Source organism: Streptomyces sp. NPDC015144 (assembly GCF_043079735.1).
Lineage (GTDB): Bacteria > Actinomycetota > Actinomycetes > Streptomycetales > Streptomycetaceae > Streptomyces.
In genome coordinates this window covers 171,870-198,338 of sequence record NZ_JBIBUU010000005.1, presented here as the reverse complement: position 1 = coordinate 198,338, position 26,469 = coordinate 171,870, and the positions used below count along the sequence as shown (strand labels likewise).

Sequence of the window (26,469 nt, the reverse complement as noted above, 5' to 3'; positions counted from 1 at the left end):
AACTTCACAGAGGATTTCTCTTCTCCAAAGAAGAGATTAGGGAGGGGTGGATCGCGTGTCAACGTCCGAGCCGATGCCCGAGGACGCCGGGGCCGTCTACCGGCGGTACCTCAGCGCCGTACTGCTGCACGGCCACGCCGGGGCCAAGGCGGTCGGCCTGGGGGCCACCGATCTGTACGCGCTCAACATCCTGGCCCTGGACGGCGCCATGACCCCGGGCGAACTGGGCCGCCGCACCGGCCTGACCACCGGCCCGACCACCCGCCTGATCGACCGCCTGGAGCAGGCCGGCTACGTCCACCGCGCCGCCGACCCCCACGACCGCCGCAAGGTCGTCGTCGAACCCACCGCCCGCCCCGGCGGCCTGGACGAGGCCATGACCCCGGCCCGGGAGCGGATCGGCGCCCTCATCGAGGGCTACTCCCCCGAGCAACGCGCCGTCCTCTTCGACTACTTCACCCGCGCCACCGACGCGTACCGGGAGGCCACGACGGAGGTCAACGGCCGACGCGGGCACCGCATGCGCAGCCCGTCGCCGCCTTCAGCATCCTCATGCGAGTGAGGCCAGCCTGGCCACAGCCGCCGACTCCGACATCAACCACCGTCAAAACACCGCGCCCCCGCCAACAACGCGTTGACGGGGGCATAGATCCGCAGCCGAGGCCCGCAAACGGCCGATTCGACTATTGGTTCAGCATCACAGCTGACCACAGACCCACCTCGGGTGAGAATTGAGGCTATCTCATTCCATCACCTTGAAGAAGTTTAGCCTCTCCTCATCCATCCCAGGATCCCTGAGGTGGAGAACAGTGCTCCCTTCTTCTTCGCTGATGTAGAAACCCGTCTCGGAGCCTTCTGCAACTCCACACATCGACCGAGAATTTGTCACTTCAACCCAGGGTTCCCCGCCCATTCTAGGGCTCTTGATCATCCATTTCCCTTCGGAGTCAATTTTCCCCTTTCCGGAACCGTCAGGAAAAAGATCGGCGCACGAGAATCCAAAAAGTCGAACAATACCACCTTGTTCGAACTCGACAGACTCCCCGCCACCCCCTTTCCAGGAACCGTAAATGGCACCCTCGGAAACCGGCGGCATTCCGGATCCGCCACCCCACCCGGCGGAACAAGCACTGACACCAAGAATCTGAACGAGCAGCACGGCGCCCATCCCGATGCGACTAACGGACTTCAATCCACTCACTCCACGTGACGCTTATCTCCACATGCTTCTGCCCCTCCGGGAAAGCCTTTAGAGCACGATCGAAGACCACCCTGAGAGCCGCGAGAGTGCAAAAGAGCCCACGACGAGACTCGAGGTGCTGAACGACCGCCCCTCGTTGACCGAGTCCATCCAATTACCACCGCTCAGCAGAAAAAGTCCGTCTTCGAGCGTCTGGGCTAGCTTCCCTACCTGGCCTGCCACCGCAGCCGCTTGACTTGGTCCGTGAACTCGCCTCCTTCCCCGAAAGGCCAGGAAGAAGGTGCCAGACCCACGATCCAGGCGAAAAGGATGGTGTACGAATGGACCGCTGGAACCTTGACGGGCACTCCCTTCTTCCACGCCTCCAAAGCAAGCTGGCAGGCTGCGTCGCATCGAGTGGACCCGTCATCGTCGCCGCTGTCGCTGCCGCCGACCGATCCACCCGCAGACCTCCCCGGAGTGGGGCTCGCAGGCCCGGCAGGGCCTCCCGTCGCGCCTGGGCTCACTGTGACCGGTTCCGTCATCGATCCACAAGCTCGTCGGATCGCTGAGGGTGGCGGGGTTGTTGTTGCCGTACGTGTAGCCGTTCATCTGCTGGGGATCGCTCAGGTCGAGGATCGGGTCCACGGAGATGAAGCGGCCGAGTTCGGGGTCGTACTCGTGGGCGCTGAGGTGGGTGAGGCCGGTGGACTTGGTGTCGTCGGTGCCGCCGACGAAGCCCTTGGTGCCGGGCCAGTTGGCCGGCTTCGTGCCACGGGTCGCACCGAACGGGAGTGTGCGACGCTGGGTGAGGGCCAGGTCCGAGGCCTGGATGGCGAGTTCGCCGGTTCCGTGGTGGTCGGCGATGGTGAAGGAGACCGTGCCGTCGTCCGCGATGACGGCCGTCTGACCGCCGCCGAGGTCGATGTAGCGGGTCGCTTTCGCCTTGTCGGCGCCGGTGGGAACCGTGATCTCGGTGTTGCCCAGGTAGAGCGTGGCCTCGGTGCTGGTACGGCTGATGAGACGGTTGCCCGCCGCGTCGTACACGTAGCTGGTGGTCTTGCCGTTCTCGGTCACCTCGGAGAGATGGTTCTCGGCGTCCCAGTTCAGCTTCTGGCCGGGGCGAGTGGTGGTGTTCCCGCTCGCGTCGTAGGTGTAGGAGCCGGTCGTGGTTCCCGAAGGAGCCACCGGGGTGACGGCGCTCAGGGCGTGGGCCTGCGGCTGACCCGGTTCCGGGTACGCGCAGGTCCGCTTGGTGTCCTTGGCCGTGTCACCGGTGGGGTCGTGCTGGATCTCGGTGGCCCGGTTGCCGGACTTGTCGTACGTGAAGCTCTGCCAGTACGGGGCCGTGCCGCCGATCAGGCCGCCGGACGGTTCCGTGGCGCAGGTGGTGAAGGGCTGGGTCCACACCTCGGTGATCCGGCCTCCGGGTCGCCTTCGCCCGCGTCGAGGTTCACGGTGACGGGCTTCGTCCCGCCGGAGGTGTTTTTCCGGTCTCCGTCCATGCCCCGCAGGAAGTCGATCGCCCACGTCCCCGCTCTTGCCTATCTCGGTCCGTTGCTCGGCGCAGCCGTCGGCGGACTGATCGGAGTTCTCATCGGCTCGAAGGGGCCGTCCCCGTGACCGCTCAGCCACCCGGCCACCCGCTCGGAACGGAGCCGCGGTGGTGGCGTGACCGCGCCCGGCCGGTTCACCGGATGGCGTACCCGTCCCACAGGGGGCCGCCGCACCGGTCCAGTACCTCCGCCACGGCATCGGCGAAGGTCTTCGCGTCCCCCGCGATCGCCTGCGCGGCGGCCTCGGACAACGCGCGGTGCGTCTCGGGGTCGGCCTCGGCCAGTCGCCGCGACAACCACTTGCCGCCGCCGAGCCAGTGCCCGCCGACCAGGAGGACCAACTCCGAGGCGCGCTGCAGCATGTGCGTGACCATGTACACCCGTTCCGCAGGGTCGGCGCAGCCACGCAGGTCGTCGAGCAGGTCGGTCAGGATGTACCGCTGGTAGTCGCGCTCGCGCTCCGAGAGCGGCGGCGGGCCCGCGGCCAAACGCCTTCGCGCCTCGTCCTGGAGCGAGGCGCCCAGCCCGTCCGCGTCCACCAGGAGCATGCCGTCGGCGCACATGGCCAGCAGCGGTGAATTCCGCCGTACCTCAGGTTCTCCCGGACGGGGGCGGGCGGCCCGTCCAGGAGGACCACGATGTCCAGGTCGGACGTGGGCGTACGACGCTTGGTCAGCACGCTGCCGGCGAGGAAGGCCGCCCGGGTGGCGGGAAAGCGGTCGCGCACCAGATCGCGGGCGGTGAGCACGGGGTCGTCCATGATCGCAGCGTACGTTCCTGCCTCGGTCTCGCGGACGGGCAGGTGCTCCCGGGGTGCGCGAGGCCGATGGCACCGGCATCGGGACGGGGCGGGGCGAGGCGGGGCGGGGCGGGGCGGAAACCTCTTCAGACTGAACTCGCAGCCCACCAAGATGAGTTGACAGCCCGCATAGAGGACGGCCCCGCCCGGTGCGTTCCGGGCGGGGCCTCAGTGGGGGTGCGGGGTCAGGCCGTCAGGGCAGGGTCGACTCGATGCTCGTGCCGTCCGCGAGACCCCTGACGAGGTTCACGAGCCCCTCGTCCAACGCACCCCGGAAGACGCGCAGTTCATCGACGGTACCCGCGAGGAGGTCGCTGGAGGTGTCGCCGTTCAGCGTGCGGCCGACCTGGAGTGCGGTGGTGCTGAGGTCCCAGGTGTTGTCCCAGGGCAGGCGGGCGCTCTCGACGCCGTTGACGTAGAGCACCACGTCACCGAAGGCGGCCGAGTACACGAGGGCCAGGTGGTCTCCCGTGGTGCCGGTGCTGGGCAGGAAACCGTTCGCCTTCACGGTGGTGCGCGTGGCGGTGGCCGAGTCCGCGTCGGTGACCGTGAGGGTCCAGCGGCCGGCGGCGGCCGAGTAGCCCACGGCGACCGCGCTGTTCCGGGCGCCGGACAGCGACATGACCGTCTGGTCCCCGGCGGGCGAGCGCGAGGCGAGCCGGGCCCGCGCGGTCAGGGTGAAGCCGTCCCGCTTGTCGAGCAGCCCGGCCGCGCGGGTGGCGTAGGCGTCGGTGCCGTTGAGGACCAGGTGCCCGTCGCCCCACATCGGGTCCGGGGCAGGCAGCTCGTTGCACTCCGGATCGGCCTCCGGGCTGCAACTGCCCGGTTCCGGTGTATAAATGGAAGCTCCGCCGCCGAGCGTGAGCCCGGTTCCGCCGTACATTTCCGGGGCGACGCCGCCGGGCGCGGAGTCCACGTCCCAGTAGGCGAGCTGCCGGGGCTGGAGGCCGCCCGATTCGGCGTTCTCGGCCCCGGTCACGACCCGGTCGTGGACCTGGACGTCGGCGATGCCGCCCTTGAGGTGGGCCGTGTAGCCCTCCGGCGAGATCCTGCGGCCGATCTGCAGGTTCCCGGTGGCGTTCCACGGGTCCGGCCGCTTCGCGGTGGCCGGGACCGCCGTGCCGTTCACGTACAGCCGCATCTCGCCGGTGACGCCGTCGTAGGTGCCGGTGAGGCGCGTCCAGACGCCGGGGACCACCTTGCCGCCGGTGGCCTTCCACTCACCGGTGGAGCCCTGGTCGCCGGACGGAATGCGGAACGTCCAGCCCCGGGCGGCCGCGTCGTATCCCAGCTCAAAGCCGGGCCGGTCCGTACCGTCCTGGCTGACCACGGTCTGGTCCCGCGTCGGCTCCTCGGGGAGGTTGACCCACGCGCCGACCGAGAACCCGGCGTCCGTGTCGACGATGCGCCGCCCCGCGTCCAGGTAGGCGTCCGCGGTACCGTCGAGGGTCGCGTACGTGTCGGTCCCGCCGAGCGGTCCGGGCCGGGCGCCGAAGGTGACGCCCGTCCCCGGTACGGCGGCGGGCGAGGTGCCCGAACCGGCCGCCGAGCCGGAGCCTTGGGCGTCGCCGAGGGTCCAGCCGCCGACGGGGGCCCGGCCGTCGGAGACGAGGAAGTAGTGAGTCGTGGGCACTCCCCGCTGGTTTCCGTCCGCGTCGACGGCCCGTACCTCCACAGACCACACGCCCTCGGACGTCGGCAGGAACGTCACCGTCGCGGAGCCGCCCGGCGCCCCGGCGTCGACCGTGGACCAGCCGCCGTCGCCCTTGAACCGGTACCTGTAGCTGACCACGTCGGCGGCCGACGAGGCGAAGGTGAAGCTTCCGTAGTCGCCGACGCCCTGGTGCCAGTTGCCGTCGTCGGGGTACTCGGCCGAGCTGATCACCAGGGTGTCGAGGGCTTCGGCACCGCGTCCGCTCCCGGCGGGCGCCGAGGCGGCCTGCGCGACCCCCTCGGACAGGGCCGGGAGCACCGCCCCCATGGCCAGCACGGTCGTCAGCGTCACGGCCACCAGGGGTCTTCGGCCACGCCCACGCCCTTGTCCGTCAGGTCTGTTCACGAGCACACGCACCACACCACTCCAATTCGCCGATTTCCGACAGCGCACAACAGAGCCGCATGCAACAACGCCCTCATGATCTTGTCAAGGACATGTCCGTCATGTGCCGCCTAACGGGAGTGGATCCGGTGGATCCGCCTATGCGTCGAAAACGAACATGATCTTCCGGTCGTCCAGGTATCTGATGGCGGTCTCGTGGCCCGGCCGGAGCAGGGGGAAGCGGCGGGCCGGGATGGTGTCGCGGCCTTCCACCGTCTTCTTCTCGCCGTCCTCCTGCCAGGAGAGGCGGTAGGCGATCTCGAAGCTTCCGGCGTCGTTGGTGCCGATGTGGCGGACGTCCTCCACCAGGGCCCGGACGTCCCGGCCGTGCCACCGGATGTCGTGGTCGCGCTTGAAGAGGGTGGCAAGGTAGCCGACGAAGCCCACGGCTATGACGGCGGAGACGACGAAGGCGACGATCACGGAACTCCCCTTGCGGCGGCGACGGGTGCGGCGGCGCGGTGCGGCGGCGCCCGTTGGTGCTGCCCCGAAGATACGACCGGGCCCGCCCCCGGTGTTCCGGTGGGTGGGCGGGCCGGGGGTGTGGGGTGCGGGTTACGCCTCGGTCACCGCCGTGGCGCGCCACGGGGCCAGGCGCTGGACGTCGCGGGCGGTCTCGGTGACGCCGGAGAGGAAGCCGTGGGCGCGCGGGGAGGCGGTGTCGCGGAGCCATTCGGGGGCGATGTCGCAGACGGCGACCTTCACCTCGGTTCCGGCGAGGGCGAGGGGGAGGGTGTGGACGACGGTGGAGGGGAAGCTGAGGACCGTGCGGCCGATGGGGCCGCGGCGGGCGATGAGTTCCAGGGGGAGGTCGGGGCGGACGATCTCCAGTCCGGTGGCGGCCTCCAGTGCGTGAAGCTTGTCGGTGGATTCGCGGCGGTGGGCGAAGTAGCGGGTGGCCTGGTGGGTGCGGGCCAGGGCGCCCACCGCCTCCAGGTAGCGGTCCTGGTCGACGACGCCCGTCTCGACCAGCGAGGTGCCCACCAGGTCGGCGCCCCTGGTCAGCCGGGGCGGGCCGAAGCGGGCCCGGGTCCAGGCGAAGGTGTTGGAGGTGACGGTCACGCCGGGCGGGGCCTCGACCGGCATGGCTGTGAAGACCTCGACCGTACGGTCGGCGGACGGGGTGAAGCGGCTGCGGGCGCGGGCGGTGACCGGGGCCAGGACCAGTTCGCGCGGGCCCTTGCTGCCCTTGCGGTGCCAGCGCACCAGGCGTTCGCCGCGGGCGAGCTGGGCGACGAACTCCATGGTGGCGGTGCCGTCGTCGACCACGGTGAGGTGGCGGGCCCGGACCAGGGTGAGCAGCAGCTGCACGTACCGGGAGAACGGGTCGCCGATCACGACGTGCCGGGCCCTGCGGACGAGTCCGGACAGGTCGCGCAGGCTCTTCAGGGGGGCGCCCGCTCCGCCGCGCGCCTCCTGCCAGCGGACCGTGATGCCCTCGTCGCGGGCCAGCTCCGCCATCCGGCGCAGCTGGCCGCGCGACATCGGGTCGACCGGGGGGAGGACGACGACCGTGATGTCGGTGAGGACCCGGTCGTCGCCTCCCTCTGCGTAGGCCCACTCCAGGACGTTCAGGAGCTGGACCGGGCTCTCGACGAGGGCGAGGTTCACCGGTCGGCCCGTCAGACCGCGACCGGCTCGGCGGCCGGGGCCGCCTCGCTCTCGGCGACGACGCCGGTGACCCGGCGGAGCTTCTTCATCGGGCCGAGCTCGGACTCGTACACCTTCTTGACGCCGTCGCCGAGCGACTGCTCGATGGTGCGGATGTCGCGGACCAGGCGGGTCAGGCCCTGCGGCTCGACGGAGGCGGCCTGGTCGGAGCCCCACATGGCGCGGTCGAGGGTGATGTGGCGCTCGACGAAGGTGGCGCCGAGGGCGACGGCGGCGAGGGTGGTCTGGAGGCCGGTCTCGTGGCCGCTGTAGCCGATCGGGACGTTGGGGTACTCCTGCTGGAGGGTGTTGATGACCCGCAGGTTCAGCTCCTCGGCCTTGGCCGGGTACGTCGATGTGGCGTGGCAGAGCAGGATGTTGTCCGAGCCGAGCACCTCGACCGCGTGGCGGATCTGCTTCGGGGTGGACATGCCGGTGGAGAGGATGATCGTGCGGCCGGTGGCGCGCAGGGCGCGCAGCAGCTCGTCGTCGGTGAGCGAGGCGGAGGCGACCTTGTGGGCGGGGACGTCGAACTTCTCCAGGAAGGCGACGGCCTCGGTGTCCCACGGGGAGGCGAACCAGTCGATGCCGCGCTCGGCGCAGTGCTCGGAGATGGCGCGGTACTCCTCCTCGCCGAACTCGACGCGGTGGCGGTAGTCGATGTACGTCATCCGGCCCCAGGGGGTGTCGCGCTCGATGTCCCACTGGTCGCGCGGGGTGCAGATCTCCGGGGTGCGCTTCTGGAACTTGACGGCGTCGCAGCCGGCTTCGGCGGCGATGTCGATCAGGGCGAGGGCGTTGCCGAGGTCGCCGTTGTGGTTGATGCCGATCTCACCGGTGATGTAGACGCGGTGGCCGGGGCCGGCGGTGCGGGTGCCGAAGGTGCGCAGACGGGAGGTGCTCATGAGATGTGCTTCCTTAGCTGGGACGGTGTGCCGGGTGCGGGAGTCCCGGGTCACTCGGGGGACTTGGCGGTCGTGGTGGTCGTAAGGGTGGGGCCGAGCAGCCAGGCCGCGATCTCGCGGATGGCGCCGAAGCCGCCGGGGGTGGTCGTGACGGTCCGGGCGGCCGCCCGGACCGAGTCGTGGGCACCGGCGACCGCGACGGGCCAGCCGGCCAGCGCGAAGCAGGGCAGGTCGTTGACGTCGTTGCCCACGTAGAGGACACGTTCGGGCGCGACGGAGTGTTCGTCGCACCACTGCTTGAGTGCCAGGTCCTTGCGGTCGATGCCGTGCAGGACCGGGACGCGGAGTTTGTGGGCGCGGGCGGCGACGACCGGGTTCTGCTCGGTGGAGAGGATCAGCAGCGGCAGTCCGGCCTTGCGCAGGGCGGCGATGCCGAGGCCGTCGCCCCGGTGGACGGCGACGGTCTCGCGGCCGTCGGAGTCGATGAACACCCGGTCGTCGGTCTGCGTGCCGTCGAAGTCGAGGACGACCGCGTCGACGTCGTCGAGGGTGGGCAGCGGGGCCGGGTCGAGCAGCGGGGCCAGGGCGCGGGCGCGGTCGAGGTCGTGCGGGTCGTCGATCTCCAGGACCCGGGCGGCGTCGGTACGGACCAGGGCGGTGTGGCCGAAGAAGCGGTGACGGTGGGTGCGGAAGCCCTGGACGTCCATGGCGTACGCGGCACCGGTCTCCAGGAGGTCCTCGGGGCGGTCCTGGCGCATCTGCCGTACGGACTTGTCGTGGTTGACGCCGTAGTTGCCCTCCTCGATCGCGTTGCCGTCGCGCCAGAGGAAGCCGTGGAAGGGGGCGACGGTGACGGCGGTGTCGGCGCCGTCCCGGGCGACCGCGGCGGCCACCCCGTCGATGTCCTCGGGCCGGAGGAAGGGGCTGGTGCACTGGACGAGCAGCACCACGTCGGCCCGGCGGTCGCCGTCGGCCTCGTACGCGTCGAGCGCGTGGAGCACCGCGTCCTCGCTGCTGGCCCTGTCCCCGGCGATGGCGGCGGGGCGCTGGACGACGTGCAGCCGGGCGGGGGTGGCGGACGCGTCCCCGGCGGCGCGGGCGGCGTCGGCGATGGCCGCGTCGTCGGTGGTGACGACGACGTCGGTGACCTCGTGGGAGGCGAGGCAGGCGCGCACCGCGCGGGCGACCAGCGGTACGCCGCCGACCTGGGCGAGGTTCTTGGCCGGTACGCCCTTGGATCCGCCGCGGGCGGGGATCACGGCGAGCACGGTGGGGGTCGGGGTCATCTCTGCTCCTGAGGTGGTGTTCACAGCTCGCCCATCCGTCGGATCACCGGGGCGACCCGCTGGACGCCCTGCCGGTAGGCGCCGCGTGCCGCTTCCCGGACCGCCTCGCGGACCGCGCCGCGGACCCGCCCGGTCTCGCGCGGCCGTCCGGCGCCCGGCAGCGGGTGGCCGTCGGGGGCGAGGTGGTGGCGGGCGAGGATGCCGGGGAGGTAGCCGGGGGCGGTGGCGGGCGTGTAGTAGGGCGCGAGGGCGGGCAGCGGTCCGGCGGCGAGCAGGGCGTCGACGCGGGCGCGGGCGTGGTCGTAGGCGGTGGCGTACGTGCCGTCGGCGGCGACGCCCTGGCCGGCGAGCCAGTCGGGGTCGGGTCCGGGGCGCAGGCCGCCGTCGAGGTGGTCCCAGGAGGTGAGCAGGCCGGAGCCGACGAAGTGGTGGTTGCCCAGGGCCTCGCGGACGCCGAGGTCGGTGAGGATCGCGGTCGGGATCCGCCGGTGCAGGGACTCCAGCGCGGCGGTCGAGGAGACGGTGACCAGGAGGTCGGTGCGGTCCAGGACCTCGCCCATGTGCCCGTAGACCAGGCGGAAGTTGGGCGGGAGGCCGCCGGGCAGCTTCTCGGCGAGCCGCTGGTACGGGAGTTCCTCGATGTGCGTGGTGTGCTCGCCGGGCTTGGAGCGCAGCTTGAGCAGGACCTCGCGGTTCGGGTGCAGCCTGGCGTGCTCGACGAGTCGGCGCAGCAGGTACGTGCGGTCCGCGCGGGAGGCCGGCACGGAGGGCTGGGCGGCGAAGACGACGGTGTCGCGGTCGGGCTCGGGGGTGTGCGGGGCGCCGCCGAGGAAGGGCAGGGCGGCCTCGGTGACGGCCGAGGCGTCGGCGCCGACCCCCTCGTACACGGCGCGGAAGCGGTGGGCGTCGTGGCGGGAGTTGGCCAGGACGATGTCCGCGCCGTGCCGCAGCAGCAGCCCGTCGGCGAGCTTCTCGTAGACGACGCCGACGTAGCCGGTGACGACGGCCGGCCGGGACTCCAGCCGCAGGGCGGCGAGGCCGTGCAGCATCGCCTGGACGCCGCCGCCGACGAGGGCCAGGACGACGACGTCGTACCCCTCGTCCCGCACGGTGTGCAGGAACTCGACGGCCGTCACCTCGCGCACCCGGGCGGTCTCGATGCCGACGTCGCCGACCTCGGCGAGCTGGCGCGGGGTCGGGGTGGCCCGGCCGCGCAGCAGCAGTCCGGTGATCTCGACGCGTCGCGCCGGATCGCCCGCGGTGAGGCGGCGCGCGGTGAGCGCGCCCCATTTCCACCGGGTGTCGGAGTCGGCGAGCACGGCTACCCGGAGGGCGGTCGTCTTTTCGGTACGTGGGGGCACGTCCCAGACGCTAGGAAGCCATTTCGATTCGCGGCCCAACGTCACGGCAACAGCTGGTTAACAGCCCGACGACGCTCGGCGAATCGCCCTCACAAAGAGGACACCGATCCCCCCGCTCCGGCCCGGTTCATCATTCCGACATTCGTCGTTCACCCGTCGTCCTTCCCGGGGTCAGGGCAAATGACGGGCCCGCTCCTAGCGTGGCGGGGTGGTTAAGCTCTCGGTCATCGTGCCGTTCTACAACGTGCGGGCATACGCCCCCGACACTTTGCGAAGTCTGCGGGCGAATGCCCGCGAGGACTTCGAATTCATCCTGGTCGACGACTGTTCGACCGACGGGACCGCGGACGTCCTGCGCCGCGCCGAGGACGAGATCGAGGGGGTGGTCGTCCGCAGACACGAGCGCAACGGCGGGCTGGCCACCGCCCGCAACACCGGTCTGGACGCGGCGCGCGGCGAGTACCTCGCGTTCCTGGACGGCGACGACTGGACCGCCCCCGGCTACTACGCCGAACTCCTCGCCCGAACAGAGGAGTTGGGGTGCGAATTCGTACGGACGGACCATGTCCAGGTCGAGTCCCGCACCCGTACCGTGCACCGGGTCCCGCACGGCCGACGCGACGAGGTGATGGACCCGAGGGAGGCGATCCTGCCCGCCGCGCGGACCACCTCGGTCGACTACCCGTACGCCTGGGCCGGGCTGTACCACCGGCGCCTGCTGGACCGCGGGCTGCTGCATTTCACGGACGGGCTGCGCACCGCGGAGGACCGTCCGTGGATCTGGCGGCTGCACCGCGAGGCGGATTCCTTCGCGGTCCTCGGACTTCTCGGGATCTTCTACCGGCGGGGTGTCGCCTCTTCGCTCACGCAGATCGGCGACGTACGCCAGTTGGATTTCATCCGCTCATTCGACCAGGTCATCCGGGAAACCGCCGAGGACCGTGACGCGAAATCGCTTCTCCCGAAAGCGGTCCGCACCTATTGCGCGATCATTTTCCACCATGTGAACTCGATCGAAAGGTTCGAACCCGCCGTGGCCCGCACGCTGAAATCGATGAGCGGCGCGGCGCTGAGGCGCATGCCGCAGCAGGTGCTCGACGAGGCCCTCGACTCGATGGACGTGGAACGCGCCACCCTGCTGCGCCGGCTGCGGCGCCGCCCGGCCGGCAAGGAGGTGACGGCCGCGTGAACGCCTCCCGGTCCCGTACCACCCAGATCTTCCTCGCCTCCACGCTCTACGGCACCGCCACCCTGGCCGCCGCGCTCGACGCGGGCTGCTTCCCGGACGCCGACCGCCGCATCCTGCTCGTCGCGAACAACGCCGCCGTGCCGGAGACGACCCCCGCCCTCGACACGATGCCGGGCTTCGACGCGCTGCGCGGCCGCTTCGACGACGTGGTGTCGTGGAACACCACGATCGCCCCGTTCCACCCGGGCGGCTGGGAGCCGCGCCCCGACGACGTACCGCTGTGGGAGCGCCATCTGCGCCTCGCCTGGGGACTGGGCGAGGACCGGGTCGAGCTGGCGGTGGAGTCGATCCAGGTCAACCCGGCGCAGGCGGTCGCGCAGATCTTCACCGGTGCCCCGCTCGACGTGTACGCGGACGGGCTGATGAGCTACGGCCCCACCCGCAACAAGCTCGATCCGCTGACCGGCACCCGGGTGCGCCGGCTGCTCCATCTGGACCTGGTGCCGGGGCTGCGGCCGCTGCTGCTCACCGAGTTCGGGGTGGCGCCGCAGGTCGTGCCGACGGAGGCGTTCCGAAAGGTGCTCGCCGAGCTGGCGGACGCCCCGGGGGCCGGGTACGGCACCGGGAGCGGGCTGCCGGACGGGCCGGGTCCCGCGCTCCTGCTCGGCCAGTACCTCTCGGCGCTGGGGCTGATCAGCGCGGCCGAGGAGGAGGGACTGCACCTGCGGATGATGCGCGGCGCGGTCGCGCTCGGCCACACCCGGCTGGTCTTCAAGCCGCACCCGACGGCCCCGGCGCAGTGGTCGGACGCGCTCCGCGAGGAGGCGGGGCGGCTCGGCGCCGAACTGACGGTCCTGGACGAGGAGGTGCTGCCCGCGCCGGTCCTGGCCGAGGTGCTGTACCTGCGGATGCGGCCCGCGCTGGTGGTGGGCTGCTTCTCGACGGCGCTGCTGACCGCCTCCGCGTTCTACGGGCTGCCGGTCGCCCGGGTCGGCACGGAACTGCTGCTGGACCGGCTGGCCCCGTACGAGAACAGCAACCGGGTGCCGGTGACGCTGGTGGACGCGCTGGTCCCGGAGGTGACGGACCGGGACGCCGTCGAACGGGCGGCGGCGGGCGACGGACCGGCGGACGACACCCCGGACGGGCTGACCGAGTTGGTCACCGCGGTCGGCTTCGCGATGCAGCCGAAGATCTACCCGGAGCTCCGCCCGGCCGCCGAACGCTATCTGGCCGCCCACCTCTCGGACGCGACCTGGCGGTACTTCAAGCGCCGGCGGCTGACGTCACTGGCCCTCCCGGGCGCGGTCCCGGCCCAGCTCGCCTTCCTCCCCCGCAACGCGATGGTGCGCCGGGTGGCCCGCACGGTGCGGCGGCGGGTGGTGCGCCGCTGAGAGGACCGGACGGACGAGGGAGCGGGTTCCGGTCGGCACGGGGTGTCCGGCCGAACCCCTCACGCTTCCTCGCGCCAGACGGCCAGAAGGGACCGCACGGCGCCGGAAACCCGCTCCTGCTCCGCGCGGTCGGCCCACAGATGCGCGTCGTGCTCGGTGAGCACGATCGTGTCGCTCTCCTGGGTGGTGGCGGTGACGAAGTTGAACTGCCGGGTCTTCCTGCCGCTCCCGGAAAGGTAGTCGAAGTGCCCGAGGTAGGCCCCGATCCCGGTGACCGCCAGTCCGGTCTCCTCGGCGACTTCGCGGCGAAGGGCCTCCGTCAGGCTCTCGCCCGCGTCGACGCCGCCGGAAGGAAGCTCCCACAGACCGCCCAGGTAGTCGTCGGCGGAGCGGTGCAACAGCAACACCCTGCCTTCCCCGTCGGGGACGACGGCGCCGACGACGTGCTTGGTGATGCCGTCGGCGTCGGCGGCGTGCAGGAGCTCGCCCAGCAGGGCGGCGTCGACGGGTACGTTCACGTCACGAGTTCCTTGTGGTGTGCGGCGACCTTGATGATGGCCGCGGTGTACGAATCGGCGAGGCGGAGATCGTGGTCGCGGTGCCACACCGGAAGCTTCACCGTGCTGCCGTGCACACGCCGGGCGTTGACGAAGCTGTCGGCGGCCGGACTCCGTTGGTCAGCGTAGCCGGGCAGAAGGGCCCCGGGGGTGCGGAACAGCGGGTGATCACCGAGAGCACGGGGCGGGGCCGGACACCACGCGTCCGGCCCCGCCCCGCCCCCGCTCCCGGTGCCGTCAGAAGGCGGCGCCGCCGAGGATCACCCGCAGGTCGGCCGCGTTGGCCTCGGTGACCTTCCACAGCTCCCGCTGGCGGGCGTGGACGTCGGCGACGGTCGCCGCGTGGTCGTCGAGGAGTCCGGCGGCGCGCTCCACGAGCCGGGCGCCGAGGTGCCGGTCGTGGACGGAGATGCCCCACTCGGGGCGGTCGATGTCGGCGAGGAAGTAGGCCATCTTCGGGTGCGAGATCAGGCTGATGATCGGCGTCCCGCAGCCGAACGGGATCATCCCGGCGTGCCCGCGCATCCCGATGACCAGCTTCGTCCGGGCGTAGGTGTCCCGGATCGCGTCGTTGTCGAAGTCGTACATCGCGATCACCGGCAGCGAGATCCCGTGCTCGCGCCGCAGGTCGAAGGCGATCCGCTCGTCGTCCAGCGAGTGGGCGACGCACTTCACCTCGGCGTGTTCGCCGAGCCCGCGCACGGCGGTCGCCATCTCGCGCAGGAAGTGGTCGTAGTCGTGGCCGAAGCGGAGCCCGGCCCGGTCGTAGGCGGCGTTGACCAGCACGGTGTCCTCGCGCCGGTCCGGGTCGGTCCAGCCGTCGACCAACTGCCGGGTGACCGTGGTCGGGCAGGGCTGGAAGCGCACCTTGTCGTGGAGCGCGGCGGGCAGCAGGGCGCGGACCTTCTCGATGGAGCCGTGGTTGCGCAGCCCGAAGAACGAGGCCCGCTCGACGAGGGTGCGCAGGCTGGCGAGGAAGGTCTCGCGGCCGTGCCCGTACGCCTGGCCGTCGAAGGCGTTGAAGCCGACCGCGTACACCATGACCGGTACGTCGATCCGGTCGAGCAGTTTCCCGGGGACGTTCCACTGCCAGCCGCTGTTGCCGTTGGGCGCGGTGTCCGGGATGAAGAGGCCGCCGCCGCCGATGACCAGGCCCCGGCGCTGGTTGACCCGCTCCAGGGCGGCCTCGTCGAAGAGCCGGTGGGCGTGGACGGAGTGCCAGCGCCTCGGGCCGGTGTCCCGGCCGAAGGCCAGCCGGACGCTCTCGGGGAGCAGCTTGTCCCCGGCGTTGCCCTGGCGCTCCATGTAGAAGGCGACATGGGCGAGCTGGTCGGCGGCGGGGCCCTCCACGGGCGGGGTGGCGTCCGCGGTGCGCAGGTGCATCAGGCGGTTGGCCCGGTGCGTGGGGTCGACGGAGAGGCCCTTGAGGGCGTACGCGGCGGCCTCCTCGTCGTCGCCGTGGATCCAGGAGATCTGGGCGAGCCGGGCGAAGGCGGTCGCTGCCCGGTTGGGGGCGGCGGTGGCGAGCAGCAGCCGGGCGCGGGCCTCCTCGTAGCGGGAGACGCTCATCAGGGCGTGCCCGAGGACCTCGTGCGGCCAGGACTCGTCGACCGGGATGGTGACCCGGCCCAGCAGGTCGACGGCCTCCTGGTACTCGCCGGCCGCGATGTGGGCGGCGGCGACCTTGCGGGCGGCCTCGACCGAGCCGGTGCGGGCCACGTGCGGGGTGCCGTAGTGGACCAGCAGGTCGTGGTGCTTGGCGCCGGGCAGCTCCAGGTAGGCGGCGTGGAAGTCGGCGTCGGACAGTTCGAAGTCGCGCCAGCGGGCCTCCGCCTCGCCGTACCCGGCCTCGCCGCCCTGCCAGGGCTTGTGGCGCCCGGTGAAGTGCAGGATCGCGGTGGACTCGGGGACCGGGAGGTCGCCGGAGAGTCGCCGCTTGACGAAGTTGTAGCGGGAGTCGAGCTGGACGAAGTCGCCGTCGAGCACGGCGTTGAGGATGCCCTGGTCGTGCTTGTCCAGCTCGTACGTGCCGGCCCGGCCGACCTCGTCGATCCGGGTGCAGAACGCGTCGTTCAGGAACTCCCGCTGGATGACGAGGAGTCCGCTGTTGAGCTTGTGCTGCCCGTAGAAGAACTGCGGTACGGCGGCCAGTCCGTCGCGCAGGGCGAGCAGTTCGCCGAGGTCGCCGAGGACCACCATGTCGGTGTCCAGGGTGATCACGGTGTCGTAGTCGCGGACCTTGAAGATGTCGAGGATGAAGTACGCCTTGCGGACCAGGTAGTTGTCCTGGTCGCCCTTGGCGTAGGAGTCGTAGTGGTCGGCGTCCACGCGGCGGAAGTCGACGCGCGGGTGCAGGGCCCGGATCCGCGCGACGGAGGCCGGGCGCAGTCCGTCGTGCAGGACGAGGAAGTCCTCGCAGACGTTCGGGTTGGACAGGGCCAGGCTGCGCAGCAGGGCGAGGAAGCCGGGGAGGTAGTTCTCGTCGACGAAGCTGGCGAAGGCGACCCTGCGCTTGCCGGTGAGCGGGTTGGCGGTCGCGGACGGGGCGGGGAGGGCCGCCGCGGACGGGGGTGTGGCGGTCGTCGTCATCGCAGTCGGATCCTCATGTCGGTGACGTCCTGGGCCCGTTCCATGACCCACGCCTTCTCGCTGGTGTATTCGTGCACGGAGGTGATGGGCATCTTCATCGCGTCGGCCAGGCGGTAGGCCCCGCTCTCGTAGAAGTCGAAGCCGATCAGGTCGATCCGGCTGCTGACGTCGAGGTGGTCCAGGAGCCACAGCATGTTGAAGCCGCTGGTGGGGATGGCGGGCCAGACGTCGGTGCCGACCCGGCCGAGGTCGCGCAGCGGCCAGCGCAGCGACTCGTCGCCCAGGTACTCCTGGGCGCCGGGGACCAGGCGGTTGCGCAGGGAGTGCTTCCAGTCGTTGGCGAGTCCGCCGAAGACCAGCCGGGTGTGCACCTTCTGGTCCCAGTTGAAGCCGTGCTTGTGGATGGTGGCGTGGATGTCGGTGCGCCGTCCGGTGGCCGCCGGGTCGATCCGGTACGAGTTGAAGCGGACGACCAGGTCGTAGTCGTCGATCTCCTCGCCCATCGAACTGGTTCCGACGCGCTGGGAGTTGGCTATCAGGCAGATCGTCTTTCCGGCGATCCGGTTGCGGAACTCGCCGACGGTGGTCCAGGTGACGCCGCCGAAGGTGGGGTCCGGGACCGGGCCGCGCATCCGGTTGCGGCGCTGTTCGGCGTAGAGGCCGGCGAGCACGGTGATCCGGGCGAGGGCCGCCGGGTCCGTGCCGGCCGTCTCCAGGGCGAGGGCCAGGTACTGGCCGGCGGCCTCCTGGATCTCCTGGACCGGGGCGCCGGACCGCTCCTGGGCGAGCAGGGCGCCGACGAGGCGGGGTTCGGCCCCGGCCAGGTCGCCCCGGGCGTGGCGGGCGAGCCCCTCGGCCCAGGACTCGGTGACGGGCCGGTCGGCGTACTCGGCGGCGGCCGGGCAGTCGCGTTCCAGGCGGCGCAGCAGCTCGTCCTGGCGCTCCCCACCGGCCCGGATCCCGGCGATCCGGTTGGCGACGCCGAAGCCGTCGTCCTTGGTGAACGAGAGGTAGCGCTCGTACGCCTCGACGGCGGCGGCCTCCGCGCCCATCGCCTCCAGTGTCCTGGCCCGCAGCCGCCAGCCGGCCCGGGAGCCCTTGCGCTGGGTGAGGACGGTGTCGGCGATGCGCAGGGCGAGCTTCAGCTCGTCCTCGTAACCGCAGTCCAGGGCCTTGTTGCCGACCGTGAGCAGCGGGTCGACCAGGGCGTCGGGGAGGGCCGCGGAGCCGCTGCCCGGCTTTCCGGTGCGGCGGATCAGCGCGAGGGCGGAGGCGGCGGCCGGGGCGGGTGCGGCGGCGGGCTGGGCGGCGTACGTGGCGAGCAGCTGGCGCAGCGCCTCGGCGAGGGCGGTGCGCCGGCGGTCGAGCCCCGCGACCAGCTTGGTGCTGTGCGCGGCACAGGCGCGCAGACACACCTCCACATCGGTCGGGTCGACGGAGGCGTGCCGGACGGCGACGCTCTCCGCGTCGGCCGCCTCGCGCTGCCGTGGCGGGCGGGTGCGGGCTTCTCTCATGGCGCTCCAAGCGTCTGGTGCCCGTGGGGGGAGGGGCGGTCCGGGCGTACGGTCACGTCACCGGGCGCGCGCCGAGGGGGTGTCCGGCGAACGAGTGCGACGCCGCAGGCATGCGTCGGACACCCCGGGGCGCATCCGGCCCGGGCGGGCGGATGCGCGGCGCGCTGGATCGGTTCCGGGCCACGCTAGGAAAGCTGAACGGCCTCCGGATGAACTCGCCCTGTCGGAACGGAAAACGGCGCACCGACCCCGCAGGTCGGGGCCCTGTCGACGCGTTGGGCGGCGCGCTCCGGCACTTGCGACGATCGGTCGCGGCCCGTCCGCGCGGGCCGGGCCGGTGCCCCGCGCCCCGGGGGTCGCGTACGCGGTGCGGACGGCGGTGCTGGCCGGGCGGGCGGGGGCGTCGCGGGGCCGGTGCCGTGCGCGGCCCGGTCCGGGTCCGCCCCGGTCACACGCCGCTGAGCGAGAGCTTCACCGCGAACCCGAGGAAGAGCAGCCCGGCCGCCGAGGTCGCCCCGGCCGAGAGGCGCTTGCGGCGGCGGAAGGCGGCGGCGAGCCGGGTGCCGCCGAAGATCAGCGCGGAGAGGTAGAGGAAGCTGGCGATCTGGAGCAGGGTGCCCAGTACCAGGAAGGAGAGCGCCGGATAGGCGTACGCGGGGTCGACGAACTGGATGAAGAAGGAGATCAGGAAGAGGATCGCCTTCGGGTTGACGAGGCTGACCACGAGCGCCCGCCGGTAGGGCCGTTCCGTCGACGCGGTCCCCTCCCCCGCCTCCTCGGACAGCTCGGCCACCCGCCGGTGCCGCTCGCGCCACATGGTCAGCGCGGTGCGCAGCATGCCGATGGCCAGCCAGGTGAGGTAGGCCGCGCCGGCGTACTTGACGACGGCGAAGAGCACCGGCGTCGTCCGCAGCAGCGAGGAGGCGCCGAGCGCGGACAGCGTCATCAGCACGGTGTCCCCGGTCCACACCCCGGCGGCCGCCGCGTACCCGGTGCGCACCCCGCGCCGGGCGGCGACGGAGAGCACGTACAGCGAGTTCGGCCCGGGCAGCAGAACGATCAGCACCAGGCCGGCGAGGTAGGTCGGAAGGTCGATGACACCCAGCATGGGACGGAGTGTCGCACGCCCGCGCACGCCCCCTCGTCCGAGGGGTCCGGTTCCCCGTTCAGAGGGTGTCCGCGGGGACGGCGTACCGGTCCCACGACCTCGCCGACCGCTCAGGTACGCCGGACAGCGGTCACGAGCAGAGTGTCCGCGCCGCGAGCCGTACTGTCGTCCGGCGGCAGCCTGTCGACGCCGATCCCGGTGAACCCGGACGCGGCCAGCAGCTCCGTCCAGACGTGCTCCTGGAGCACCCAGCGGCGCATCGTCGTCTCCTCCCCCTCCGGGGTTCGTGCCGGGATGTCGGCGGGCACGGCGTCGGGTTGCGCGGGTGCGCCGCCCAGGTAGTGGCCCAGCGTGGAGAAGACCAGCCTCCCTCCGGGACGCAGCGCGGCCGCCGCTGCCGGGAGCAGTTCGGACGGATCGGTGAAGTCGAGCGCGCCGAAGACGCTGTACAGCACGTCGTAGGTGTCGGCCGCCGTCCGCGCGTGCTCCAGCGCGTCGGACCGGACGATGCGCAGACGCGGCGCGAGGCGGCCGAACAGGTCGTCCGCCATGGCGCACTGCGCGGGCGAGGCATCGACGGCATCGACCCGGGCGGGGGCGCGATGGACGGCGAGGTGGGCGGCGTGCCGGGCGGATCCTGCACCGAGGTCGCCGACGACCTTGCCCGTCAGGTCGCCCAGGATCTCGGGGCCGGGCCCCCCGTCCTGCATCCAGAGCCAATGAAAGGTGTCCGGCACCGTGCGGTCCCGCTCGGCACGGACACGGCCGTAGTGGTGCCAGAGGTCTGCGGTGGTGGGCGTCACCCGCACCATCCTGGCGCGCGCGGCCCGGGAGCGGGCCGGCTCCGGGACATCCCACCCGCACGCCCCCTCGTGCGAGGGGTCCGGTTCCCCGTTCAGAGGGTGTCCGCGGGGACGTACCGGCCCCACACCTCGCGCAGCGCGTCGCAGACCTCGCCGACCGTCGCGCGGGCGGCGAGCGCGTCCTTCATCGGGTACAGGACGTTGTCGCCGCCCCCGGCGGCCGTGCGGAGCCGGGTCAGGGCGGCGGCGACCGCGTCCTGGTCGCGTTCGGCGCGCAGTTCGGCGAGGCGGGCGGTCTGCCGGGCCTCGATCGCGGGGTCGACGCGGAGGGGTGCGTAGGGTTCCTCCGCGTCGGCCCGGAAGCGGTTGACGCCGACGACGACGCGCTCGGCGCTCTCGGTCTCCAGGGCCGCCCGGTACGCGGAGCGCTCGATCTCGCCCTTCTGGAAGCCGTGCTCGATCGCGCGGACCGCGCCGCCCATCGCCTCGACGCGGTCCATCAGCTCGACGATGGCGGTCTCGATGTCGTCGGTCATCCGCTCCACGGCGTAGGAACCGGCGAACGGGTCGACGGTGGCGGTGACGTCCGTCTCGTACGCGAGGACCTGCTGGGTGCGCAGGGCGAGGCGGGCGGACTTCTCGGTGGGCAGGGCGATCGCCTCGTCGAAGGCGTTGGTGTGCAGCGACTGGGTGCCGCCGAGGACGGCGGCCAGTCCCTGGACGGCGACCCGCACCAGATTGACCTCGGGCTGCTGGGCGGTGAGCTGGACGCCCGCGGTCTGGGTGTGGAAGCGCAGCATCAGCGACCGGGGGTTGCGGGCGCCGAACTCCTCCTTCATCACCCGGGCCCAGATCCTGCGGGCTGCCCGGAACTTGGCGACCTCCTCCAGCAGCGTCGTACGGGCGACGAAGAAGAAGGAGAGCCGGGGCGCGAAGTCGTCGACGGCCATCCCGGCCGCGAGGGCGGTCCGCACGTACGCGATGGCGTTGGCCAGGGTGAACGCGATCTCCTGCGCGGGCGTGGCCCCGGCCTCGGCCATGTGGTAGCCGGAGATCGAGATGGTGTTCCACTTCGGGATCTCGGTCCGGCAGTACTGGAAGGTGTCGGCGACCAGGCGCAGCGAGGGCCCCGGCGGGAAGATGTACGTGCCGCGCGCGATGTACTCCTTGAGCACGTCGTTCTGGACGGTGCCGGTCAGCTCGGCCGCCGGTACGCCCTGTTCCTCGGCGACCAGTTGGTAGAGGAGCAGCAGGAGCGCGGCCGGGGCGTTGATCGTCATCGACGTGGAGACCCGGCCCAGCGGAATGGAGTCGAACAGGATCCGCATGTCGTCGATCGAGTCGATCGCCACCCCGACCCTGCCGACCTCGCCGGAGGCGATCGGCGCGTCCGAGTCGTGGCCCATCTGGGTGGGCAGGTCGAAGGCGACGGAGAGGCCGGTGGTGCCGTCGGCGATCAGCTGCCGGTAACGGGCGTTGGATTCCGCGGCGGTACCGAATCCGGCGTATTGCCGCATCGTCCACGGGCGGCCGGTATACATCGTGGGGTAGACGCCGCGTGTGAAGGGGTAGGTGCCGGGTTCGCCCAGCTTCTCGCCGGGGTCCCAGTCGTCGAGCGCGTCCGGCCCGTAGACCGGTTCGACGGGCAGCCCCGACTCCGTCCCACGCGTCATCCGCCGTACCTCCCGCCGAAGCCGATCCCGATCCCCGCCTTCCCATCATGCGCGGGCTTTGGCGACCGGGCAGGGCGGGAATCCGTCCAGGGACACCGGACACACACCGGACGCAGGGGGCAGAGAGATGAGGGACCGCACCACCAGCACCACCGACAGCACGGGCAACACCGGCACTTCGAGCACCGCGGGCACCACGGACACCGCGGGACCGGCCCTGACACGGGCGGGTACGGCGGGCTCCGGCGGACGGGGCCGTACGGGGGCCCTGGCGGTCCTCGCCGCGCTCACCGTCGCCGCCGCCACGGCCGGCTGCACGGCCCAGGCCGTCGGGCAGCCGCACGCGGCGCCACCGGCTCCGGAACGGTCCGCCGCCACCGGCACGCCGGACGCCGAGCCGCCCGTACCACCGGCCCCGACCCCGACCGCAGCCGCGTCCTCGCCCGAGGCGCCGGAGGTCCCCGGGGTGCCGGAGACCTCGGAGCCGCCGTCCCCCACCCCCGACCCGCAGGGCGAGACGCTGATGGCCGACGGGTCCCAAGGCGAGCGGGTGCGCGAACTCCAGGCCCGGCTACGGCAGATCGGCCACTTCGACCGCGACCCGACCGGCTACTACGGCTCCGTCACCGCCGCCTCGGTCCGCTCCTTCCAGGGAAAGCGCGGCCTCGTCCGCACCGGCCGGACCGACACCCTCACCTGGCAGAAACTGCTCGGCATGACCCGTGTCCCGACCGCCACCGAACTGGACCCGCCGACCACCCGGCCGGTCGCCAAGCCGGACAAGCGCTGTCTGACCGGCCGGGTCCTGTGCATCAGCAAGAACAGCCGGACGCTCTCCTGGATGATCGACGGCCGCGTCGTCTCGTCGATGGACGTCCGCTTCGGCTCCCAGTACACGCCGACCCGCGAGGGGACCTTCTCCGTCTACTGGAAGTCCCGCGACCATGTGTCGACGATCTACCACACGGCGATGCCGTACGCGATGTTCTTCAGCGGCGGCCAGGCGGTGCACTACTCGGCGGACTTCGCGGCCCGCGGCTACGCCGGCGCCTCGCACGGCTGCGTCAACGTCCGGGACAAGGCCAGGATCGCCGCGCTCTTCGACGAGGTGAAGAACGGGGACAAGGTCGTGGTCTACGGGTGACCACGGCGGTCGGGCGGAGAGATGGCGCGGGCGGGACAGGGGGAATACGTCCCGCCCGCGCCGGGTGCGCCGAGCCGTAGGTACGGGGGGAACCCCGGCTCACGCGCGGCCGATGACCAGTCGGCTCATTCTGTTCAGCGTCACGGGGCCGAAAAGTGTCACACCCCGCGGGCCGACAGGATGTCCGCGGCCCCGGAGGGCACCGGGGAGCCGGACCCCGTGGCGTCGCCGGGGGTTCCGGGCGGGGTGGGCGAGGCGGTGTAGCCGATGCCGCTGTTCCGGCCGTCCTCGTCGTCCCCCTGGTCGTCGCCCCGGCCGCTGCCCGCGCCGTTGTTGCCGTTTCCGCTGTTGCCGTTCCCGTTGTTGCCGTTCCCGCCGCCGCTGTTTCCGCTGCCGCTGCCGCCGCCCTTGTCGTCGTCGCCCTGCCCGTCCCCGGACTCCCCCAGGAGCCGGTCGCAGAAACGGTCCAGGTTGGCGGCCCCCTTCGCCAACTCCTCCAGCTGGCGCCTGCGCTGCTCGCCCAGCTTCCCGGCGCGGTAGTCGCGGCAGGCCTGGACCGCCTTGGCGTACCAGGCGTTGGTGCCGGAGTCCCCGGGCCGGCCGGTCCGGTGGCTGTCGACGGAGCCGGGCGTACGGCCGCTGCCGTCGTCCGTCCCCCCGTCCTGGCCGGTGTCGTCGCCCGGGCCCTTCGACCGGCCCGGCCCTCCGGACTCGTGGCCGGGGGCGGAGGGGCTCGCGGGGGACGTGGTGGTGCCGGTGTCCGGGGAGGCGGACGGCTTCGCGGGCGGTTCCCCGGCGGAATCCGGCGCGAGCCCCTCGGGCGTCGCCGCGGCCGATACGGAACTGGCGGGCTGCGCACTCCCGCCGAACGGGACCGGAAGGATCCCGGTCCCCGCCGCCACGGCCACCCCGCCGAGCGCGCACCCCGCGAACGAGGCGACCAGCCCGAGCCGGACCGGACGGCTCCAGCGCGGCCGGCGCACCCGCCCGGGACCGGCGGCCGGGGCGGGCCCGATGCGCACCGGATCCAGCGTCCCGGCCCGGACGCCCGTGCCGTCGGCGGCGCCCCGCGCCCGCGCGGCCCGGGGCGTCGCACGGAAGGCGGCCAGCGCGGCGGCCTCGCCGGGCAGTTCGGTGGTGGCGGGGCGGGCGGTGCGGGCGGCGGCCTCCAACGCGGCCGCCAGCTTCTCGGCATCCCTGCCCGACGGGCCTTCGACGGGGTCGACCGGCTCACCCCGGAGCAGTCGCTCCGCGGTTTCCTTGTCAAGCCATTCGTACCGCTCGTCGGCCATCACATGTCCTTCTGCGTCCACGGACGCGAATGCGTCACACCCGCCGGCGCCACCAGGCCGTTGCGGGCCGGGCGCTGGGCGGGCATCCCGTCGAGTTCCGCCGTCCGGGCCACCGGGCCCTGCTGCGCGTGCGGATGCGGGTGTACGTGCGGGGCCGGGTGCGGGTGTGCGTGCGCGTGGCGGGTGTCCGCGCCGTCGCCGGAATCGCCCCCGTCGCCGGTGGTGTCGTCGTCCGTGCGCAGCAGCTCGGCGAGCCGCTTCAGGCCGCGGTGCGCGGCGGTGCGCACTGCGCCGGGTCGCTTGCCCAGCGTCCGCGCGGCGCTCTTGGCGTCCAGGCCGACCACCACCCGGAGCACCACGGCCTCGGCCTGGTCCCGGGGCAGCTGGGCGATGAGCGACAGGGTGCGGCCGGTGGCCAGGGCCTCCATCGCCTCGCCCGCGGTGTCGGACTCGGCGGGCCGCTCGGTCAGCTCCGATTCGTCGCCGCCGATCGCGGGCCGCCTGCCACGCATCCGTATGTGGTCCAGCGCGCGGTTGCGGGCTATCCGCGCCGCCCAGCCGCGGAAACGGTCGGCGTCGCCACTGAACCGGTCGAGGTCCCGGGCGATCTGCAGCCACGACTCGGACGCCACGTCCTCGGCGTCCGGCTCCCCCACCAGCGTCCGTATGTAGCCCAGCAGCCGCGGTTGCACAGCGCGGTACACAGAACGGAAGGCGTCCTCGTCCCCGTCCTGCGCCGCGAGTACCGCGGCGGTCAGCTCCGCGTCGTCCCCCAGCACTCCCTCAACCCTGCTCTGCTGTCCTGAATCGCAGCTGGTCACCACTGCCGCGCCACGCCGCGCGACTCAGCACGCTACGTCCTCGGCGGGGCCCGCGTCCACGTCTTGTACAACCCGCAACATTCCGCCCCCCGGTGGGGTGTGACAGAAATCGCGACGGCGGCGCTGAGTGGAGTACGGGGTCGTTCCACGTCCCCGCGAAGACGACCGGGGCCTCTCCTGTGGGGGGTGGCGGCCCCGGTCGTTTTCATTTCGCCCCACACCACGGACGCACGCGTGGTGGGCGGCCGGGGCTCCACGGAGCACGGGGCCCGCCGTGGGCACAGCCGCTACCGTGAAGGCATGACCGCACTGCCCGACTGGATGCGCCCGCCCCGCGCGGAGGGCTGGTTCGCGGAGGACCTGGACCATCTGCCCGAGGCCCCGCGCCACACCGAGCTGATCGACGGAGCCCTCGTTTTCATGATGTCGCCCCAGCGGTCCTGGCACGGCCGTCTCGTCACAGCGCTGACCACGACGCTCATGGCGCAGGCACCGCCCGGTATCGAGGTCGAACGTGAGATGACGATCCGCCTCGATGCCCGCAACCGCCCCGAGCCCGACCTCCTGCTGACGGACCTGCCCTACGACCCCGACCGCACCTGGTACGCGCCGGAGCACGTGAAGCTCGTCGTGGAAGTCGTCTCCCCCGAGTCCGCCCACCGCGACCGTACGGTCAAGCTCCACAAGTACGCGGAAGCCGGCATCCCGCACTACTGGTGCGTCGAGGACGAGGACGGCAGCCCTGCCGTCCACGTCTACGAACTCGATGAACCCACGGGCTCCTACGCGCCCGCCGGTATCTTCCGGGGCTCCCTCCGGCGCCCGGTGCCCTTCGTGATCGACGTCGACCTCGACGCGCTCACGCCCCGCCGAAGCGGCTGAAGGGGCCATCGCGGAGAGCCCCGCCCCCTCCGTCCGGCATCACCACAGCGGCCCAAGCGGCCCGCGCGGGCCGCGCGGCCCGGTCAGGCGTACCGGACGGCGGTGCCGTACGCCTGGTAGACCGTCCGGGTCTCGATCGACTCGCCGGTGAGGAAACCGTTTCTCGTGTATGTGTCCGATGCCGTGACGAACCGCACCGCGACGACGGCGTCGGCCTCCTGGCTCGCGGCCATCGCCTCCAGGTGGGCGTACGCCCCGGTGAGGTCGTGGGCCTCGGCCCCCCAGATCAGCCAGCTCAGCGCTATCTCGCGCCCTGTCAACGGTGAGTCGGTCGTGGTCATAGGCACCGATGACTGGCTCTCTCTCCCCATCGCATCAGTGTGATGGTCCGGACGGGGGCCTGTCACTGCGTGGACAGCCACCGGGTGGTGTCGGCCGACAGGTGCCCGGGCCGGCGGGTCCGGCGGGCGACCGGCAGAACACCGGTGCTATGCCGTTGGCACATTGTCGCCGTACGATCGGCGGTCGAAGCTTGACAGTGTTGGCAGGTACACGTGCGAATCAGTGAACTCCATGGGACGGATGGGGTGTTGGGCGTGCGGTCCGGATCGTGAGGTCGGGGCCGCGAGCAACCGGCGCCCGGTCCTCCCGTGCCCTCCGGAAGGTCG

General features: G+C 72.1%; 23 protein-coding genes and 1 pseudogene. 5 read left to right on the top strand and 19 right to left on the bottom strand.

Annotated elements, in window-relative coordinates; genetic code table 11:
• The first annotated feature begins 55 nt into the window (after positions 1 to 55).
• Positions 56 to 562 (top strand): MarR family winged helix-turn-helix transcriptional regulator, encoded by a 507-nt coding sequence (locus ACF08W_RS11645; protein WP_392279152.1) that lies wholly within the window; start codon positions 56 to 58, stop codon positions 560 to 562.
• Between the two features lie 180 nt (positions 563 to 742).
• On the opposite strand, the gene ACF08W_RS11640 is transcribed toward ACF08W_RS11645, so the two are convergent.
• The 10 genes and pseudogenes from ACF08W_RS11640 to ACF08W_RS11595 all read right to left on the bottom strand — a co-directional run bounded on the left by ACF08W_RS11640 (position 743) and on the right by ACF08W_RS11595 (position 10,835).
• A complete protein-coding gene (locus ACF08W_RS11640) occupies positions 743 to 1,159 on the bottom strand; it encodes a hypothetical protein (protein ID WP_392279151.1) in 417 nt (138 codons plus the stop codon).
• Positions 1,160 to 1,606: 447 nt separating this feature from the next.
• On the bottom strand, positions 1,607 to 2,590 hold the full coding sequence (locus ACF08W_RS11635) for an RHS repeat-associated core domain-containing protein (RefSeq protein ID WP_392279150.1): 984 nt from the start codon (positions 2,588 to 2,590) through the stop codon (positions 1,607 to 1,609).
• 280 nt (positions 2,591 to 2,870) lie between these two features.
• Positions 2,871 to 3,299 carry a nucleotidyltransferase domain-containing protein gene (locus ACF08W_RS11630; RefSeq protein WP_392279234.1) on the bottom strand — a complete coding sequence of 143 codons (429 nt, stop codon included), beginning with the start codon at positions 3,297 to 3,299 and terminating at the stop codon, positions 2,871 to 2,873.
• An 89-nt stretch (positions 3,300 to 3,388) separates the two neighbouring features.
• Positions 3,389 to 3,496, bottom strand: a pseudogene (locus ACF08W_RS11625) (nucleotidyltransferase domain-containing protein); the annotation flags it as partial.
• Positions 3,497 to 3,728: 232 nt separating this feature from the next.
• Positions 3,729 to 5,540, bottom strand: a complete 1,812-nt coding sequence (locus tag ACF08W_RS11620) for a LamG-like jellyroll fold domain-containing protein (protein WP_392279149.1) — start codon at positions 5,538 to 5,540, stop codon at positions 3,729 to 3,731.
• Positions 5,541 to 5,732: 192 nt separating this feature from the next.
• Positions 5,733 to 6,056, bottom strand: coding sequence for a hypothetical protein (locus ACF08W_RS11615; RefSeq protein ID WP_352273505.1), 324 nt, complete (start codon positions 6,054 to 6,056; stop codon positions 5,733 to 5,735).
• Positions 6,057 to 6,188: 132 nt separating this feature from the next.
• A complete protein-coding gene (locus tag ACF08W_RS11610) occupies positions 6,189 to 7,244 on the bottom strand; it encodes a hypothetical protein (RefSeq protein ID WP_352273506.1) in 1,056 nt (351 codons plus the stop codon).
• 11 nt (positions 7,245 to 7,255) lie between these two features.
• A complete protein-coding gene (locus tag ACF08W_RS11605; RefSeq protein ID WP_352273507.1) occupies positions 7,256 to 8,188 on the bottom strand; it encodes an N-acetylneuraminate synthase family protein in 933 nt (310 codons plus the stop codon).
• 50 nt (positions 8,189 to 8,238) lie between these two features.
• The gene (locus ACF08W_RS11600; RefSeq protein ID WP_392279148.1) at positions 8,239 to 9,474 is read right to left on the bottom strand and encodes a cytidylyltransferase domain-containing protein; all 1,236 of its coding nucleotides are present in this window, start codon (positions 9,472 to 9,474) and stop codon (positions 8,239 to 8,241) included.
• A 20-nt stretch (positions 9,475 to 9,494) separates the two neighbouring features.
• The gene (locus ACF08W_RS11595) at positions 9,495 to 10,835 is read right to left on the bottom strand and encodes a DUF6716 putative glycosyltransferase (protein ID WP_392279147.1); all 1,341 of its coding nucleotides are present in this window, start codon (positions 10,833 to 10,835) and stop codon (positions 9,495 to 9,497) included.
• 208 nt (positions 10,836 to 11,043) lie between these two features.
• Between ACF08W_RS11595 and ACF08W_RS11590 the strand changes: the two genes are divergently transcribed.
• Positions 11,044 to 12,024 carry a glycosyltransferase family 2 protein gene (locus tag ACF08W_RS11590; protein ID WP_392279146.1) on the top strand — a complete coding sequence of 327 codons (981 nt, stop codon included), beginning with the start codon at positions 11,044 to 11,046 and terminating at the stop codon, positions 12,022 to 12,024.
• On the top strand, positions 12,021 to 13,418 hold the full coding sequence (locus ACF08W_RS11585; protein WP_392279145.1) for a polysialyltransferase family glycosyltransferase: 1,398 nt from the start codon (positions 12,021 to 12,023) through the stop codon (positions 13,416 to 13,418). Before ACF08W_RS11590 ends, ACF08W_RS11585 begins: the two co-directional genes overlap by 4 nt.
• 59 nt (positions 13,419 to 13,477) lie before the next feature.
• Here the strand turns inward: ACF08W_RS11585 and ACF08W_RS11580 are convergent, their stop codons facing one another.
• The 6 genes from ACF08W_RS11580 to ACF08W_RS11555 all read right to left on the bottom strand — a co-directional run bounded on the left by ACF08W_RS11580 (position 13,478) and on the right by ACF08W_RS11555 (position 21,662).
• Positions 13,478 to 13,936, bottom strand: coding sequence for an NUDIX hydrolase (locus tag ACF08W_RS11580; RefSeq protein WP_392279144.1), 459 nt, complete (start codon positions 13,934 to 13,936; stop codon positions 13,478 to 13,480).
• A gap of 276 nt (positions 13,937 to 14,212) precedes the next feature.
• The gene (locus ACF08W_RS11575; RefSeq protein ID WP_392279143.1) at positions 14,213 to 16,564 is read right to left on the bottom strand and encodes a glycosyltransferase; all 2,352 of its coding nucleotides are present in this window, start codon (positions 16,562 to 16,564) and stop codon (positions 14,213 to 14,215) included.
• Entirely contained in the window at positions 16,561 to 18,078 is a 1,518-nt protein-coding gene (locus ACF08W_RS11570; protein ID WP_392279142.1) for a hypothetical protein, read from the bottom strand. The genes ACF08W_RS11575 and ACF08W_RS11570 overlap by 4 nt, the downstream gene beginning before the upstream one ends.
• Positions 18,079 to 18,526: 448 nt before the next feature.
• Positions 18,527 to 19,186 carry a leucine efflux protein LeuE gene (gene leuE, locus ACF08W_RS11565; RefSeq protein ID WP_385208528.1) on the bottom strand — a complete coding sequence of 220 codons (660 nt, stop codon included), beginning with the start codon at positions 19,184 to 19,186 and terminating at the stop codon, positions 18,527 to 18,529.
• 110 nt (positions 19,187 to 19,296) lie between these two features.
• On the bottom strand, positions 19,297 to 19,998 hold the full coding sequence (locus tag ACF08W_RS11560; protein ID WP_392279141.1) for a class I SAM-dependent methyltransferase: 702 nt from the start codon (positions 19,996 to 19,998) through the stop codon (positions 19,297 to 19,299).
• Positions 19,999 to 20,081: 83 nt separating this feature from the next.
• Positions 20,082 to 21,662: a methylmalonyl-CoA mutase gene (locus tag ACF08W_RS11555; RefSeq protein WP_392279140.1), complete on the bottom strand. Its 1,581-nt coding sequence runs from the start codon at positions 21,660 to 21,662 to the stop codon at positions 20,082 to 20,084.
• 217 nt (positions 21,663 to 21,879) lie between these two features.
• On the opposite strand from ACF08W_RS11555, the gene ACF08W_RS11550 reads away from it, so the two are divergent.
• A complete protein-coding gene (locus tag ACF08W_RS11550) occupies positions 21,880 to 22,806 on the top strand; it encodes a L,D-transpeptidase family protein (protein ID WP_392279231.1) in 927 nt (308 codons plus the stop codon).
• Between the two features lie 158 nt (positions 22,807 to 22,964).
• Here ACF08W_RS11550 and ACF08W_RS11545 read toward each other — a convergent pair whose 3' ends face one another.
• Together ACF08W_RS11545 and ACF08W_RS11540 are read right to left on the bottom strand one after the other, a co-directional pair.
• On the bottom strand, positions 22,965 to 24,119 hold the full coding sequence (locus ACF08W_RS11545) for a hypothetical protein (protein WP_392279139.1): 1,155 nt from the start codon (positions 24,117 to 24,119) through the stop codon (positions 22,965 to 22,967).
• Complete coding sequence (locus ACF08W_RS11540; RefSeq protein WP_385208513.1) at positions 24,098 to 24,877, bottom strand: RNA polymerase sigma factor; 780 nt, start codon at positions 24,875 to 24,877, stop codon at positions 24,098 to 24,100. The genes ACF08W_RS11545 and ACF08W_RS11540 overlap by 22 nt, the downstream gene beginning before the upstream one ends.
• 342 nt (positions 24,878 to 25,219) lie before the next feature.
• Between ACF08W_RS11540 and ACF08W_RS11535 the strand changes: the two genes are divergently transcribed.
• The gene (locus ACF08W_RS11535) at positions 25,220 to 25,801 is read left to right on the top strand and encodes a Uma2 family endonuclease (RefSeq protein WP_392279138.1); all 582 of its coding nucleotides are present in this window, start codon (positions 25,220 to 25,222) and stop codon (positions 25,799 to 25,801) included.
• Between the two features lie 83 nt (positions 25,802 to 25,884).
• Here ACF08W_RS11535 and ACF08W_RS11530 read toward each other — a convergent pair whose 3' ends face one another.
• Positions 25,885 to 26,142: a hypothetical protein gene (locus ACF08W_RS11530; protein ID WP_392279137.1), complete on the bottom strand. Its 258-nt coding sequence runs from the start codon at positions 26,140 to 26,142 to the stop codon at positions 25,885 to 25,887.
• Positions 26,143 to 26,469 lie beyond the last annotated feature (327 nt).

Coding starts and splice junctions, on each gene's coding strand:
- ACF08W_RS11560 (WP_392279141.1), bottom strand. CDS start 19,998: ATGGTGCGGGTGACGCCCACCACCGCAGACCTCTGGCACCACTACGGC.
- ACF08W_RS11575 (WP_392279143.1), bottom strand. CDS start 16,564: ATGACGACGACCGCCACACCCCCGTCCGCGGCGGCCCTCCCCGCCCCG.
- ACF08W_RS11535 (WP_392279138.1), top strand. CDS start 25,220: ATGACCGCACTGCCCGACTGGATGCGCCCGCCCCGCGCGGAGGGCTGG.
- leuE (WP_385208528.1), bottom strand. CDS start 19,186: ATGCTGGGTGTCATCGACCTTCCGACCTACCTCGCCGGCCTGGTGCTG.
- ACF08W_RS11570 (WP_392279142.1), bottom strand. CDS start 18,078: ATGAGAGAAGCCCGCACCCGCCCGCCACGGCAGCGCGAGGCGGCCGAC.
- ACF08W_RS11530 (WP_392279137.1), bottom strand. CDS start 26,142: ATGACCACGACCGACTCACCGTTGACAGGGCGCGAGATAGCGCTGAGC.
- ACF08W_RS11555 (WP_392279140.1), bottom strand. CDS start 21,662: ATGACGCGTGGGACGGAGTCGGGGCTGCCCGTCGAACCGGTCTACGGG.
- ACF08W_RS11630 (WP_392279234.1), bottom strand. CDS start 3,299: ATGTGCGCCGACGGCATGCTCCTGGTGGACGCGGACGGGCTGGGCGCC.
- ACF08W_RS11600 (WP_392279148.1), bottom strand. CDS start 9,474: ATGACCCCGACCCCCACCGTGCTCGCCGTGATCCCCGCCCGCGGCGGA.
- ACF08W_RS11605 (WP_352273507.1), bottom strand. CDS start 8,188: ATGAGCACCTCCCGTCTGCGCACCTTCGGCACCCGCACCGCCGGCCCC.